We start from the raw sequence: 14,038 nt of genomic DNA on the forward strand, positions 1-14,038 counted from the left end.
CCACCACGACGGACATACGCGCAAGAGGTGCTCATGGCCGCCCCTTTACTTCTCCCACCGCAACTCCCGTTCCTGCTCCCTTACGCGGACATCGAGCGAGTGCTCCGCGTCGTCGCCGGTGGCATCGGCTCCAGGTCGCTGACGGACTTCCGGGAGCGACTGCTGGACGGGCTGGCCACCCACCTCGGCTACCGCCACACGACCTTCTTTGTGGGGCGTGACCTGCCCGGGGTTTTCCAGGACGCGACGCCGCTGCTCAGCGAGCACATCGCGGCGCTCGAAGGCCCCTACGTCGAGGAGTTCCACCGCATCGATCCGTTCGCCACCCTTGCGCCCGCGACTGCGTCGGGCGAGCCCGGGCCGGTGATGCTCGGCGCGCTGGTGCCGCACTTCAGGCCCGAACACGAGCGCTATATGGAGCGGTTCCTTTTCCGCAACCGGCTCTACGACAAGGTCGTGATCCCGCTCCTCGGCTGCTATCGCACCGGCGGCGTCGGGCTGCTCGCCCGGGAGGCGGGGACATTCGGCCCCCGGGACCTCGCGATCGCCACGATGCTGACGGGCGCGCTCACCGGCGTCATCGACAGCTGGGAGGCGGCCGACGAGCATCCGTGGAAGGAGTCCCTGACCCCCGCCGAGCTGCGGGTGGCCCGGCTCGTGGTGCGCGGTCTGACCAACGCGGAGATCGCCAAGCGTCTGTACGTGGGCGTCAACACGGTGAAGAAACACATCACCGCCGTCCAGGCCAAGGCCGGCACCCGCAACCGTGTCGAGCTTGCCGCGCGTTGGCGGGCTGCGGGTTAGAGCGGGTTGCGGTGGAACGTTGCGGTGGAACGTTGCGGCGGAACGGGGACAAGCCACCGGCGCCCCGCTCACCGGTGGCTGATGCCCCCCTCGGGCACTCCCCCCCTTGTGCCCCCGTTCACAGAGAGTGCGCCTCCCGGGGCTGCCGTGTACATGGCCCAAAGGTGGAAGATCCCTGCGCCGGGCGCCTCCGGCGCGGGTCCGTACCCTTTGCCGGGGTTGCCGATCCTCCCCCAGCTAACGCTGGGAGGTGCCCCCACAATCGCCGGACGGGCGCACCTCTTGTTTGCCGCCCTCGCGCCGCTTCGCGGGCTTCGGACGGCTGCGCCGGACTCCGTCCGTCGGGGCGGAGTGCCCGGCAAGTCGGCGCAGCCGGGTTCTGGTGGCCCGCACCGCCGGTCCCGGCTGTGTCGCGCTGCCCGGTGCCGGGGTTGCCGAGCCTCCCCCAGCGACCTCCCCCAGCCTTCGGCCGGGAGGTGCCCCCAGGAGGTGCCCCCACAAATGCCGGACGGGCTGGGTTTTGGTGCCCTGCGCCGTGTGCGGGGCGCGCTGTGTTGTCGGTGGGGTCGGTGTCGCCTCTGGGGTGACTCTCTCCCCCAGCCTTCGGCCGGGAGGTGCCCCCAGGAGGTGCCCCCACAAACGCCGGACGGGCTGGGTTTTGGTGCCCTGCGCCGTGTGCGGGGCACGCTGTGTTGTCGGTGGGGTCGGTGGCGCGTCCGGGGTGACTCGCTCCCCCAGCCTTCGGCCGGGAGGTGCCCCCAGGAGGTGCCCCCACGACAGTGTCGCCAGCACCCCCTGCACCATGCGCCATCGCCACCGGCATACCGCGACACAGTCTGCGGGGGACACCCCTGCACCGCCCCCTCCGGCCGTCACAGCGCCTCACGGTGGGTTGTGGGCCGCGGTCACCCCGGGGGGTTGCCCGGCGCGCGGTGCCTTTGGTTTTACGGTCTCCGCCACAAGCGGCCGTCACGCGCCCGTCCGGCCGGTCGGGGACGCGCCGGGGTGTCCCCGCAGGGGACGAGCGCGTGCACCCCGGGCAAGCGGGCTGTGGACCCGCACGCGCGAGCCCCCGAGGAGATCACCCCACAGCGGCCCCGACCCCCACCACCACATCGCGTGGCGGCACGCACGACCACCCAGCCCGTCCGGCGCTTGAGGACAAATCGGCACCGTCGGCGTGCCTCGCCTCGGACGCCGCCGCCCTGCGGCCACCCCAGCCAGGCGGGCGGGTCAGCCAGGCGGGCGGGTCAGCCAGGCGGGCGGGTCAGCCAGGCGGGCGGGTCAGCCTGGCCCAAGTCCGAGCACCCCGCGCAGGGGAACCCGGCACGGGGTGATCCCGGTCACCGTTCGTGCCCGGCCCGGCGAGGTGATTCGGGTCACCGCGACCGCGGCTGCCGGTCCGCCCGGCGCAGGTCGGCGGCCTGTGATCCGTGGCCGACCGCAGGCGGCCCCACCTGGGCAGGAGCCTTCCCGGGCCGCCGTGGCCAGGGCCGCCGGACGGAGTTCGGCGCAGCCGTCCGATGCCCGCGAAGCGATGGGAGGTCGGCAGGAAGAAGTTTCTGCCGCCGGGGGCACTCGTTCGGACGTGGCCGGAACCTGCCCTAGACTCGGTGATGTGCCACGTGGTGACGGACGACTCAACCACGACCTGCTCCCCGGTGAGAAGGGCCCCCAGGACGCTTGTGGCGTCTTCGGTGTCTGGGCCCCCGGCGAAGAGGTCTCCAAGCTCACCTACTTCGGGCTGTACGCCCTGCAGCACCGCGGACAGGAGTCCGCGGGCATCGCAGTGAGCAACGGCTCCCAGATCCTCGTCTTCAAGGACATGGGACTGGTCTCCCAGGTCTTCGACGAGACCTCGCTCGGCTCGCTCCAGGGCCATATCGCGGTGGGCCATGCCCGCTACTCGACCACCGGCGCCTCGGTGTGGGAGAACGCCCAGCCCACCTTCCGCGCCACCGCCAACGGCTCCATCGCTCTCGGTCACAACGGGAACCTGGTCAACACCGCCGAGCTCGCCGAGCTCGTCGCCGCCCTCCCGCAGGGCAACGGCCGGGCGACCAAGGTGGCCGCGACCAATGACACCGACCTGGTGACGGCGCTGCTCGCCGGGCAGGTCGACGAGGACGGCAGGCCGCTCTCCGTGGAGCAGGCCGCCACTCGGATACTGCCCAAGGTCAAGGGCGCCTTCAGCCTCGTCTTCATGGACGAGCACACCCTTTACGCCGCCCGCGACACGCAGGGCATCCGCCCGCTGGTCCTGGGCCGTCTGGAGCGCGGCTGGGTGGTGGCGTCCGAGAGCGCTGCTCTCGATATCGTCGGCGCGTCCTTCGTCCGGGAGATCGAGCCCGGCGAGCTGGTCGCCATCGACGAGAAGGGCCTGCGCACCTCCCGATTCGCCGAGGCCACGCCCAAGGGCTGTGTCTTCGAGTACGTCTATCTGGCCCGCCCCGACACTGACATCGCGGGCCGCAATGTGTATCTCTCCCGGGTCGAGATGGGCCGCCGGCTCGCCAAGGAAGCGCCGGTCGACGCGGACCTGGTGATACCGACTCCGGAGTCCGGCACCCCGGCGGCTGTCGGATATGCGGAGGCCAGTGGCATTCCTTATGGGTCCGGCCTGGTCAAGAACTCCTACGTCGGCCGGACCTTCATCCAGCCGTCGCAGACCATCCGCCAGCTCGGCATCCGGCTCAAGCTGAACCCGCTCAAGGAAGTCATCCGGGGTAAGCGCCTGGTGGTCGTGGACGACTCGATCGTCCGCGGCAACACCCAGCGCGCGCTGGTCCGGATGCTCCGCGAGGCGGGTGCCGCCGAGGTGCACATCCGGATCAGTTCCCCGCCGGTGAAGTGGCCGTGCTTCTTCGGGATAGATTTCGCGACCCGTGCGGAGCTGATCGCCAACGGCATGACGGTCGACGAGATCGGCAAGTCGCTGGGTGCGGATTCGCTGGCGTACATCTCGCTCGACGCGATGGTCGAGGCGACCACGATCGCCAAGCCGGATCTCTGCCGCGCCTGCTTCGACGGCGAGTACCCGATGGAGCTGCCCGATCCCGAGCTGCTCGGCAAGCAGCTGCTCGAAACCGAGCTCGCAGGCGGCCACGACGCCGCGGACGCACTCCGGCGTCCGTAACGACGACCTTAGGGACCACGCACAGCCATGTCTGAAAACACCGGGGCCAGCTACGCCGACGTCGGCGTCGACATCGAGGCCGGTGACCGCGCCGTCGAGCTGATGAAGGAATGGGTGCGCAAGGCCACCCGCCCTGAGGTGGTCGGCGGCCTCGGTGGCTTCGCCGGGCTCTTCGACGCCTCCGCCCTGAAGCGCTACGAGCGGCCGCTGCTCGCCTCCGCGACGGACGGCGTCGGTACGAAGGTCGACATTGCCCGGAAGATGGGCGTGTACGACACCATCGGCCACGACCTGGTCGGCATGGTCGTTGATGATCTTGTCGTCTGTGGCGCCGAGCCGCTGTTCATGACCGACTACATCTGCGTTGGCAAGGTCTTCCCCGAGCGGGTCGCCGCGATCGTCAAGGGCATCGCCGAGGGGTGTGTGCTGGCGGGCTGTGCGCTGGTCGGCGGCGAGACCGCCGAGCATCCGGGTCTGCTCGGTGCCGATGAGTTCGATGTCGCCGGTGCCGGTACGGGGGTGGTCGAGGCCGATCAGCTGCTCGGCGCGGATCGTATCCGTAAGGGTGACGCGGTGATCGCGCTCGCCGCCTCCGGACTTCACTCCAACGGGTACTCGCTCGTCCGGCATGTCTTCTTCGAGCGCGCCGGGTGGTCCCTGGACCGCGCGGTCCCGGAGTTCGGCCGCACGCTGGGGGAGGAGCTGCTGGAGCCCACCAGGATCTACTCCCTGGACTGCCTCGCCCTGACCCGTACGACCGAGGTGCACGGCTTCTCGCACATCACCGGCGGCGGCCTTGCCAACAACCTCGCCCGTGTCGTCCCCGACCATCTGCACGCCACCGTCGACCGCTCCAGCTGGCAGCCGGCGCCGGTCTTCCACACCGTCGGCGAGCTCGGTTCCGTCGAGCGGCTGGAGCTGGAGAAGACCCTGAACATGGGAGTCGGCATGATCGCCGTGGTGCCGCAGGAGTCCGTCGACGTGGCTCTGTCCGTCCTCGCCGACCGTGGCCTGGGTGCCTGGGTGGCCGGCGAGATCCTGGAGCGCGGTGACCGCGCCGAGGCTGTCGAGCTGACCGGTGACTACGCGAGCTAGGGCAGCACGAAACCCGGTCCGGGTGGATCTCCGGACCGGGTCAGTGAGGATGCTGCAAGGTCAAGCGCGACGTCGCTGGGAAGACGATTCGGACTCATCGTCCTCCTCGTCCTCATCGTCGTTGTACAGCGCCGCGTACTGTGCGTACGGGTCGTCGTCTTGCTCATCGTCGTCCTCCACAGGCTCCGGATTAACGTTCACCGGCTGTGTCGACGATGCGCCCAGCTCGTTGGCCAGACGCGACAAATCCGTTCCGCCGCTGTTGTACTTCAGCTGGCGGGCGACCTTTGTCTGCTTGGCCTTGGCCCGGCCGCGCCCCATGGCTCGACCCCCTTAACGGCGGGGCTCGACGGCCCCGAGTCTTGACACGCGTTCACGATAGGGAACGGCCTCTCGGGGGAGAGCCCGGTCCGTAGGCCTTCAACGGTACCTGCTTCCGACGCCGCACGGTACGTCGCCCGCACGACGCGCGTCGAAGCAAATGCCCTTTGGGGCCTCTTTCTGCCTGGTCACCGGCGATTTTACCTTCTTCCGGCCCGAGCTCGTTCCAGGGGCGTGGTAACAGTCACCTTTTGGAGCTTTCCCGGCCGTCCGGGCACCCTTCCTGCCGGGCAGGCGCCAGGGGGCGGGCTCAGTCCCCGGTGGGGCGGAGCCAGCGGGCGGCGGGGGTGCGGTCGGCAACGCGCTGCTCAGCGAGGCGGTCGGCGGCTGCGGCCGGGGGGACGCCGTCGGCGGCGGCGCGATCAAAAATGGCCAAGGTTGTGTCATAAATCTTGGTGGCCTTGGCCTTGGCTCGGTCAAAATCGAAACCCTGCAGTTCGTCCGCGACCTGGATCACGCCGCCGGCGTTGACGACGTAGTCCGGCGCGTAGAGGATCCCCCGGTCGGCGAGGTCCTTCTCGACGCTGGGGTGGGCGAGCTGGTTGTTCGCGGCGCCGCAGACGACGGAGGCGGTGAGCACCGGCACCGTGGCGTCGCTGAGGGCGCCGCCGAGGGCACAGGGGGCGTAGACGTCCAGTGGTGTCCGGATCAGCACAGCGGAGTCGGGTACGGCGGTGACCTCGGGGTGCCTGGCCCGGACTCGGGCGACGGCCTCGGCCCGGACATCGGTGACGACAACGGTCGCGCCGTCCTCCAGCAGGTGTTCGACGAGGTGGTGGCCGACCTTGCCGACGCCCGCGATGCCGACCCGGCGGCCGCGCAGCGTGGGCTCGCCCCAGCGCACCTGGGCGGCGGCGCGCATGCCCTGGAAGACGCCCCAGGCGGTGAGCACGGAGGAGTCGCCGGCGCCGCCGTTGTCGGGCGAGCGGCCGGTGGTCCATTGGTTGGTACGGGAGACGACGTCCATGTCGGCGACATAGGTGCCGACATCACAGGCTGTGACGTAGCGGCCGCCGAGAGAGGCGACGGCGCGGCCGTAGGCGAGCAGCAGCGCCTCGGTCTTGTCGCCGCCTTCGGACTTGGGAGTCGGGTCGCCGATGATGACCGCTTTGCCGCCGCCGTGGTCGAGTCCGGCGAGGGCGTTCTTGTACGTCATGCCACGGGCGAGGTTGAGGGCGTCCTCGACGGCCTCGTCATCGGTCGCGTAGGCGTGGAAGCGGGTGCCGCCCAGGGCGGGGCCCAGGGCGGTGGAGTGGAGCGCGATGACGGCCTTGAGGCCGCTGTCGCGGTCCTGGCAGAGAATGACCTGCTCATGGCCTCCCTGCTCCGGTCGCCAGATCTGATCCAGAAGCGAGCGCTTGGAGACGATGCCGTCTGTCTGACGTACGTCGGTCACGGTGGTGACTCCCGATGTCCTGTGGGCGCCCTCCCTACGGGTGTGGAGGGCCTGTTGGCCTCAGGGTATTGCCCGGGGGCGGCCTCGGTGGGAGGAGTGGGTTGGATCACCTTCGCGGGTGGAATGGGGCGTGGGACGATTCGAGTGCGGGACCTGTCGCGGGGACTGAGGGAGTGGGCGTGGGCTTGTCATCGGTGCTGCTGGTCCCGTATGCGGCGTACCTGAGGGTGTACGAGCCGCTGGCGGCCTTCCCGGAGCCCGAACGCACCCACTGGTACCGCTATGCCGCCGCGGGCCCCGGGCGGACCGCTCAGGACGAGCTACGGCAGTCCCTGGCGGGCCTGACGGCCGTCCCTCCGGTCCCTGTGCCGGTGCGGGAGAGCGGGGACGCCTTCGTGGCTGTGGTGGACGGCGTGACCCATGTCTGCCCCTGGCGCACCCGGCTGCGCGGCTGGCAGGCGCTGGAGGCGCTGGAGGAGCTGCTGCCCGAGCCGGTGCTGGACGCGGTGCTGCCCGCCTGGATCCGGAGCGCGGCGACCACGGAATACGAGGAGTGGCGGGCGGAGAACCCGGACGCGCGGCCCTGGATCCGTTCGGCGACGTGGCATGTTCCGGTCCGGTGGTTTGTGCTCTTCGACGACGCCGAGCGGACCTACGAGCCTTCCGGGGGAGGCGAGTCCAAGCAGCCGGTGCTGCGCTACCGCACCCCGATGGTGCAGGCCCGGCGGCGCACGGCGCGGGCGCTGCGGGTGCTGAAGGAGTCGCTGGACGAGGGGCCGCTGGTGGAGGGTCTGGTCGAGGTGGGGCGTTGGCTGGAGGAGTTCCACCCGCGTTCTATGGTCGAACTGGACTACGGAGGGCTGGTGCACATCATCCCCGAGAACGGCCTTGCGGAGGACCACTCGGCGGCCGACACCGCGGAGGGGCTGGCGGCGCTGCGCGAGGGGGACAGCACCCGGGCCGGGGAGGCGTACGAACGCCTCGCCGAGCGTTGGCGAAGCATCCGGGAGCTGCAGTATGCGAGTTGAGACGGTCTCAGAGAGCGTACCTTTGGCCTTAGGGTGACGAAGAGCACGTTTGGGGCTCTTGCCGGGATACCCACCTCTCGTGCAAAATTGGGACAATGGGTCCGAAGGGTCCCTTCCGTCCACCTTGCACCCAGCTTTGGGTGGATTGGATGAGCTTGCCCACGTTGGGGTATGGCTGGGGCTCGTGGGTTCACTGTGACTGATCGTTACCTTGGAGTGACTGTCCGTTATGGCATGGTCCATCGGCTTCCGCCGAGCTTGAACACCTGCGAGGGCAAATCCATCGGTTTGGCCGACACGGCTGGACGGATGGTGTAGTTGTAGTGCCGAGGACAAGCCGTTCGTCCTATTACCGACTCGGCCCGCGTCCACCATTTCGGGCAACGCGGGTCAAGGTGCAGAATTTAGAGGAAAGAACCGCGTTGGTTCGGTTCTCTCGAGGAGGCCGCTCATGACCGCTCGCACCCCTGATGCCGAGCCGCTGCTGACCCCCGCTGAGGTCGCCACCATGTTCCGGGTGGACCCGAAGACGGTCACGCGCTGGGCCAAGGCTGGCAAGCTCACGTCCATCCGCACGCTTGGCGGACACCGCCGCTACCGCGAAGCGGAGGTCCGCGCACTACTGGCGGGCATTCCGCAGCAGCGCAGCGAGGTCTGACCAGCACTAACCCGCTCTACCCGGGTGTCACACGGAGCCCCCACTCCGTAGGCCGCCCACTCCACCGGGCTCTCTGGCCCCCATCAGAGTGCCCAACGGATGCGTTGATCGCACCGGAGTCCGCCGGCTCCGGTGCGATTTTTTTGTGTCTTCGGCCACTCCGGGGCCGAACTGTGGTTGCTCCGTGGTCGGCTGGTGGCCGATCTCCGGCGGCCCGGCGTGGGGCCGGCGGCGGCCTTGCCGGGGCCTCGCGGGGGCCCTGCGGGTGGCGGTGTGTTCGACCGGTCGCACTCCGGTGGACAGTGCAATTTCACATATTAAATTGACGTGTGCACAGTGGCCCTCAAGTTCCCCTTCGGTAGGAACTGTTCGAGTGACACCCGTCACACATCACCCTCTTGTCCCTGCTTGCGCCCGTGCGGTAATGGACCTTCCGGTGACTCCAGGGCCAACCGCAACAGCCGATGGCAGACCGGACAGTGCCGGGTCAGATGGCGCCCCCGGCCAGCCGAAGCCGCCAGATGCGCGCGCAGCAGTGCTCGCCTTTCAGGCCTACCCCCTGACGTCATCGTCATGTGCCAGGCGTACCACGCGAAGAAGCCCGGATCCAGGGGGATCCGGGCTTCAACGGCTCCAACACGCTTGGCGCGGTGGGGCCCTGACGGGATTTACGGTGTTTCTCTTGCGGCTTCGCCGCGGGCGCTGCCTCCGGGTTGGTGGGGTGCCGACGCAGGTGCGGCCCGCTCCCTGGTTCGGGGTGCGGGCCGTACCGAGACTGCGGTCCTGACGGGATTTGCTGCGTCTTTTTTGCGGCTTCGCCGCGGGCGCTGCCTCCGGGTTCGTGGGGTGCCGACGCAGGTGCGGCCCGCTCCCTGGTTCGGGATGCGGGCCGTACCGAGACTGCGGTCCTGACGGGATTTGAACCCGCGGCCTCCACCTTGACAGGGTGGCGAGCACTCCAAGCTGCTCCACAGGACCAGATTCGCCGCGCCAAACTTTCCTGCGCTGCGAGGAAGACTGTACAGCAGGTCAGGGCGTGCGGTCGAACCGCTTCTCGGCGGTCCCGCGCCGGGGGGCGGCGGGTCAGCGGCGGCCGTCCCAGGCCTCGTCCAGCGCCTTGAAGATGCGCTTGTCCGAGACCGGGCGGGCCGTGCCCAGCGCGTGCGCGAAGTAGCTGACCCGTAGCTCCTCGATCATCCAGCGGATCTCCAGCACCGGGGCCGGGACCGGACGGCCGGCCGGCTGGGCGGCGAGTAGCTCGGCGTATTCGGACTGGATCTCGCGGACCTTCTCCATGCGGGTGGTGTCCCGTTGGGCGCCCGTCGGCATCTGCTGCAGCCGCCGGTCGACGGCGACCAGGTAGCGCAGCAGGTCCGGCAGCCGGCGCAGGCCCACCGCGGTGACGAAACCGGGGTGTACGAGGGCCGCCAGCTGCTCCTTGACGTCCCCGAGGTTTGCGACCAGCACGAGGCTCGTAGTGGCCTTCAGACGGCGCTCACAGGCCTGCCAGGCGGCCAGCACCTGCTGGACCTGGCCGATGGTGCGCATCGTCGTGTCGACGAGGTCGGCGCGGACCTTGTCGTACAGCTTGCCGAAGGATTCCTCGTCCCAGACCGGGCCGCCGTGGTCGGCGATGAGCTTGTCTGTGGCGGCGGTGACACAGTCGTCGAAGAGGGCCGGTACGGAGCCGTGCGGGCTGCGCGAGAGGGCGAGCTTCGCCTGGTTCGACAGCTGGCTGTTGGCGAACTTCGCGGGGTTCGTGGGGACGTTCAGCAGGATCAGCCGGCGCGTGCCGGCCCACATCGCGTCCGTCTGCTCGGCCTCCGTGTCGAAGAGGCGTACGGCCACACTCGCGCCCTCGTCGACCAGCGCCGGGTACGCCTTGACCGGCTGGCCGCCGCGCCGGGTCTCGAAGGTGCGCGGGAGGGCCCCGACGGCCCAGGAGGTGAGGCCGGTGCGCTGCTCGATGCCGATCGAGTCGGCGGCCTTGGAGATCGCCTCCCGGGTCTTCGGCCTGAGCCTCAGCTTCAGCGCGTCGAGGTCCTTGTCCTCGGCGAGCTTGCGCTTGCGCTCGTCCGTGACCCGGAAGGTGATCCTCAGATGGCCGGGGACCCTGGACAGGTCGAAGTCGTCCGCCGTCACCGGCACACCGACCATGCGCTGCAGCTCGTGCGCGAGCGTGTCCGGCAGCGGGTCCTGGACGGGGACCACCCGGTCCAGGAACGCCTTCGCGTAGTTCGGCGCCGGGACGTAATGCCGGCGGATCGGCTTGGGCAGGGAGCGGATCAGCTCGGTGACGACCTCTTCGCGCAGGCCCGGGATCTGCCAGTCGAATCCGTCCGCCGTGACCTGGTTGAGCACCTGGAGCGGGATGTGGACGGTCACGCCGTCCGCGTCCGCGCCCGGCTCGAACTGGTAGGTCACCCGGAACTTGAGCTTTCCCTGCCGCCAGGAGTCCGGGTAGTCGTCCTTGGTGACGGCTTCCGCGTTCTCGTTGATGAGCATGGAGTGCTCGAAGCTGAGCAGCTCGGGTTCCTCGTGGCGCTTGTGCTTCCACCAGGAGTCGAAGTGCGCCCCGGACACGATGTCCTCGGGGAGGTGGGCGTCGTAGAAATCGAACAGAGTCTCGTCGTCGACGAGGATGTCCCGGCGGCGGGCCCGGTGCTCCAGGTCCTCGACCTCCGCGAGCAGCTTGCGGTTGTCGTGGAAGAACTGATGGTGGGTACGCCAGTCGCCCTCCACCAACGCATTGCGGATGAAAAGCTCGCGGCTCGTCTCCGGCTCGATTCGCCCGTAGTTCACCTTCCGCTGGGCGACGATCGGGACGCCGTAGAGCGTGACCTTCTCGTACGCCATCACCGCGGCCTGGTCCTTCTCCCAGTGCGGCTCGCTGTAGGTGCGCTTGACGAGATGCTGGGCGAGCGGCTCGACCCACTCCGGCTCGATTTTCGCGTTGACCCGCGCCCAGAGCCGGGAGGTCTCCACCAGCTCGGCGGACATGATCCAGCGCGGCGGCTTCTTGAAGAGCGAACTGCCGGGGAAGACCGCGAACTTGGCGCTGCGGGCACCCAGATACTCGTTGTTCTTCTCGGCATCTTTCAGCCCGATGTGCGACAGCAGCCCCGCGAGAAGGGAGGTGTGGATGTGCTGCGGGTTGGCGGCGTCCTCTGCCTGGCCGCCCTCGGCGATCTGGATGCCCATCGTCTTCGTGACCGCACGCAGTTGGCTGAAAATGTCCTGCCACTCACGGATACGGAGGTAATTGAGGAACTCGGTGCGGCACATCCGGCGGAACGCGGAGGAGGACAGCGTCTGCTGCTGCTCCCGGATGTAGTTCCAGAGGTTGAGCAGCGCCAGGAAGTCCGACGTCACATCCGCGAACCGGCGGTGCTTCTCATCGGCCGCCTGCTGCTTCTCCGACGGCCGCTCACGCGGGTCCTGGATGGAGAGCGCAGCCGCGATCACCATCACCTCGCGTACGCAGCCATTGCGCTCGGCCTCCAGGACCATCCGGGCCAGCCGGGGGTCCACGGGGAGCTGGGAGAGCTTGCGGCCGATGCCGGTGAGCCGCTTCTGGGGGTCCTTCTGCGTCGGGTCGAGAGCGCCGAGCTCTTCGAGCAGCTGGACGCCGTCCTTGATGTGGCGGACGTCCGGCGGCTCCAGGAAGGGGAAGCGCGCGATGTCGCCGAGGCCGGCGGCGGTCATCTGGAGGATGACGGAGGCCAGGTTCGTACGGAGGATCTCCGGGTCCGTGAACTCCGGGCGGGAGAGGAAGTCCTCCTCGGAGTACAGCCGGACGCAGATGCCGTCGCTGGTCCGGCCGCAACGGCCCTTGCGCTGGTTGGCGCTGGCCTGGCTGACCGGCTCGATCGGCAGGCGCTGCACCTTGGTGCGGTGGCTGTAGCGGGAGATACGGGCGGTGCCCGGATCGATCACGTAACGGATGCCGGGGACGGTGAGCGAGGTCTCGGCGACATTCGTGGCCAGTACGATCCGACGGCCGGTGTGCTGCTGGAACACCCGGTGCTGCTCGGCGGAGGAGAGCCGGGCGTAGAGCGGGAGCACCTCGGTGAAGCGCAGGTTCTTCTTGTTGAGCGCGTCGGCCGTGTCGCGGATCTCCCGCTCGCCGGAGAGGAAGACCAGGATGTCGCCCTGTCCTTCGCGCTGCAGCTCGTCGACGGCGTCGCAGATCGCGGTGATCTGGTCGCGGTCCCCTTCGTCCTCCTCGGCGTCCTCGGACAGGAGCGGACGGTAGCGGACCTCTACGGGGTATGTGCGGCCCGAGACCTCCACGATCGGGGCGTCGCCGAAGTGGCGGGAGAAGCGCTCCGGGTCGATCGTCGCCGAGGTGATGATGAGCTTGAGGTCGGGGCGGCGGGGGAGCAGCTGGGCTAGGTAGCCGAGGATGAAGTCGATGTTGAGGCTGCGCTCATGAGCCTCGTCGATGATGATCGTGTCGTATGCGCGCAGCTCGCGGTCGGTCTGGATCTCGGCCAGCATGATGCCGTCCGTCATCACCTTCACCAGGGTGCTGTCGCCCACCTGGTCCGTGAAGCGGACCTTCCAGCCGACTGCTTCGCCGAGCGGGGTGCGCAGCTCTTCGGCCACCCGCTCGGCGACCGTGCGGGCCGCGATCCGGCGGGGCTGGGTGTGGCCGATCAAGCCCTTGACGCCACGGCCGAGCTCCAGGCAGATCTTCGGGATCTGGGTCGTCTTGCCCGAGCCCGTCTCGCCCGCGACGATCACCACCTGGTGGTCGCGGATCGCCGCCAGGATGTCGTCCTTCTTCTGGCTGACCGGCAGCTGTTCCGGGTAACTGATCGCCGGTATGGCCGCCCGTCGCTTTGCCACCCTGGCCTCGGCCTTGGCGATCTCCGCACCTACCTCCGCCAGCACCGCCGTACGTGCCTCCGGCTTGCGGATACGGCGCACCCCCTCGAGCCGTCGGCCCAGGCGCTGGGCATCGCGCAGCGTCAGCTCCGCGAGCCTTGGGCCGAGGTCGGCGAAGGTGGCGGGGGCTGGGGTGGCGGCTGTGGCTGAGGTGGCGGGGGCTGTGGCGGAGGCGTTGGGTGCCGGGTGCGTAGACATACGCGGTCAAGGATCGCATCTGCTGAGCGCATGCGGCGAACCGTTTTTGTCCCGCCCGGCGCCGGCCCGGGCGGGACCGGGCCCTTGGGCCGCGGCCCGACATCTTGTACAGGCCGATCCGACAGGCGCAGTACAGCGAGCAGGAGCGGCACAAGCTCACGGAGGCGCTGGTGCTGCTGGAAAGGCTCACGCCGTGACATCTCTTGATACGACGAAGACCCCGCCGGAAGCGGGGTCTTCGTCGTGCGGTGGCTGGGGCCGGGGTCGAACCGGCGACCTACCGCTTTTCAGGCGGTCGCTCGTACCAACTGAGCTACCCAGCCGCAGCGGTCCTGACGGGATTTGAACCCGCGGCCTCCACCTTGACAGGGTGGCGAGCACTCCAAGCTGCTCCACAGGACCTTGCTGTGCGGTGCGCGAAAACTAGTCTCGCACACACTTGTGGCATGCTC

Annotated in this window: 9 protein-coding genes and 3 tRNA genes; 5 read left to right on the forward strand and 7 right to left on the reverse strand. The window is 69.2% G+C overall.

Going from position 1 to position 14,038, the window contains the following annotated elements; all coding sequences use genetic code 11:
* The first annotated feature begins 33 nt into the window (after positions 1-33).
* The 3 genes from FCI23_RS59490 (at position 34) to purM (ending at position 5,035) form a co-directional block, all read left to right on the forward strand.
* Positions 34-804 (forward strand): helix-turn-helix transcriptional regulator, encoded by a 771-nt coding sequence (locus FCI23_RS59490; protein ID WP_136723711.1) that lies wholly within the window; start codon positions 34-36, stop codon positions 802-804.
* Between the two features lie 1,618 nt (positions 805-2,422).
* Positions 2,423-3,940 carry an amidophosphoribosyltransferase gene (purF, locus tag FCI23_RS13275; RefSeq protein WP_136723712.1) on the forward strand — a complete coding sequence of 506 codons (1,518 nt, stop codon included), beginning with the start codon at positions 2,423-2,425 and terminating at the stop codon, positions 3,938-3,940.
* A gap of 27 nt (positions 3,941-3,967) precedes the next feature.
* Positions 3,968-5,035, forward strand: coding sequence for a phosphoribosylformylglycinamidine cyclo-ligase (gene purM / locus FCI23_RS13280; protein ID WP_136723713.1), 1,068 nt, complete (start codon positions 3,968-3,970; stop codon positions 5,033-5,035).
* 60 nt (positions 5,036-5,095) lie between these two features.
* On the opposite strand, the gene FCI23_RS13285 is transcribed toward purM, so the two are convergent.
* Both FCI23_RS13285 and FCI23_RS13290 read right to left on the reverse strand, forming a co-directional pair.
* Complete coding sequence (locus FCI23_RS13285; protein ID WP_136723714.1) at positions 5,096-5,356, reverse strand: DUF3073 domain-containing protein; 261 nt, start codon at positions 5,354-5,356, stop codon at positions 5,096-5,098.
* Positions 5,357-5,666: 310 nt separating this feature from the next.
* The gene (locus FCI23_RS13290; RefSeq protein WP_136723715.1) at positions 5,667-6,812 is read right to left on the reverse strand and encodes a Leu/Phe/Val dehydrogenase; all 1,146 of its coding nucleotides are present in this window, start codon (positions 6,810-6,812) and stop codon (positions 5,667-5,669) included.
* 179 nt (positions 6,813-6,991) lie between these two features.
* Here FCI23_RS13290 and FCI23_RS13295 point away from each other — a divergent pair, with 179 nt between their 5' ends.
* The gene (locus tag FCI23_RS13295; RefSeq protein WP_136723716.1) at positions 6,992-7,840 is read left to right on the forward strand and encodes a hypothetical protein; all 849 of its coding nucleotides are present in this window, start codon (positions 6,992-6,994) and stop codon (positions 7,838-7,840) included.
* Positions 7,841-8,291: 451 nt separating this feature from the next.
* Positions 8,292-8,498: a developmental transcriptional regulator BldC gene (gene bldC, locus FCI23_RS13300; protein WP_027749187.1), complete on the forward strand. Its 207-nt coding sequence runs from the start codon at positions 8,292-8,294 to the stop codon at positions 8,496-8,498.
* Positions 8,499-8,881: 383 nt separating this feature from the next.
* Here bldC and FCI23_RS59495 read toward each other — a convergent pair whose 3' ends face one another.
* The 5 genes from FCI23_RS59495 to FCI23_RS13325 all read right to left on the reverse strand — a co-directional run bounded on the left by FCI23_RS59495 (position 8,882) and on the right by FCI23_RS13325 (position 13,988).
* Entirely contained in the window at positions 8,882-9,073 is a 192-nt protein-coding gene (locus tag FCI23_RS59495) for a DUF6274 family protein (protein ID WP_322973828.1), read from the reverse strand.
* Positions 9,074-9,401: 328 nt separating this feature from the next.
* Positions 9,402-9,476, reverse strand: a tRNA-Asp gene (locus FCI23_RS13310).
* Between the two features lie 105 nt (positions 9,477-9,581).
* Entirely contained in the window at positions 9,582-13,586 is a 4,005-nt protein-coding gene (hrpA, locus tag FCI23_RS13315) for an ATP-dependent RNA helicase HrpA (protein WP_136723717.1), read from the reverse strand.
* A gap of 249 nt (positions 13,587-13,835) precedes the next feature.
* Positions 13,836-13,909: transfer RNA gene (locus FCI23_RS13320), tRNA-Phe, on the reverse strand.
* Positions 13,910-13,913: 4 nt separating this feature from the next.
* Positions 13,914-13,988, reverse strand: a tRNA-Asp gene (locus FCI23_RS13325).
* Between the last annotated feature and the right edge of the window lie 50 nt (positions 13,989-14,038).

Source organism: Actinacidiphila oryziradicis (assembly GCF_005047355.1).
Lineage (GTDB): Bacteria > Actinomycetota > Actinomycetes > Streptomycetales > Streptomycetaceae > Actinacidiphila > Actinacidiphila oryziradicis.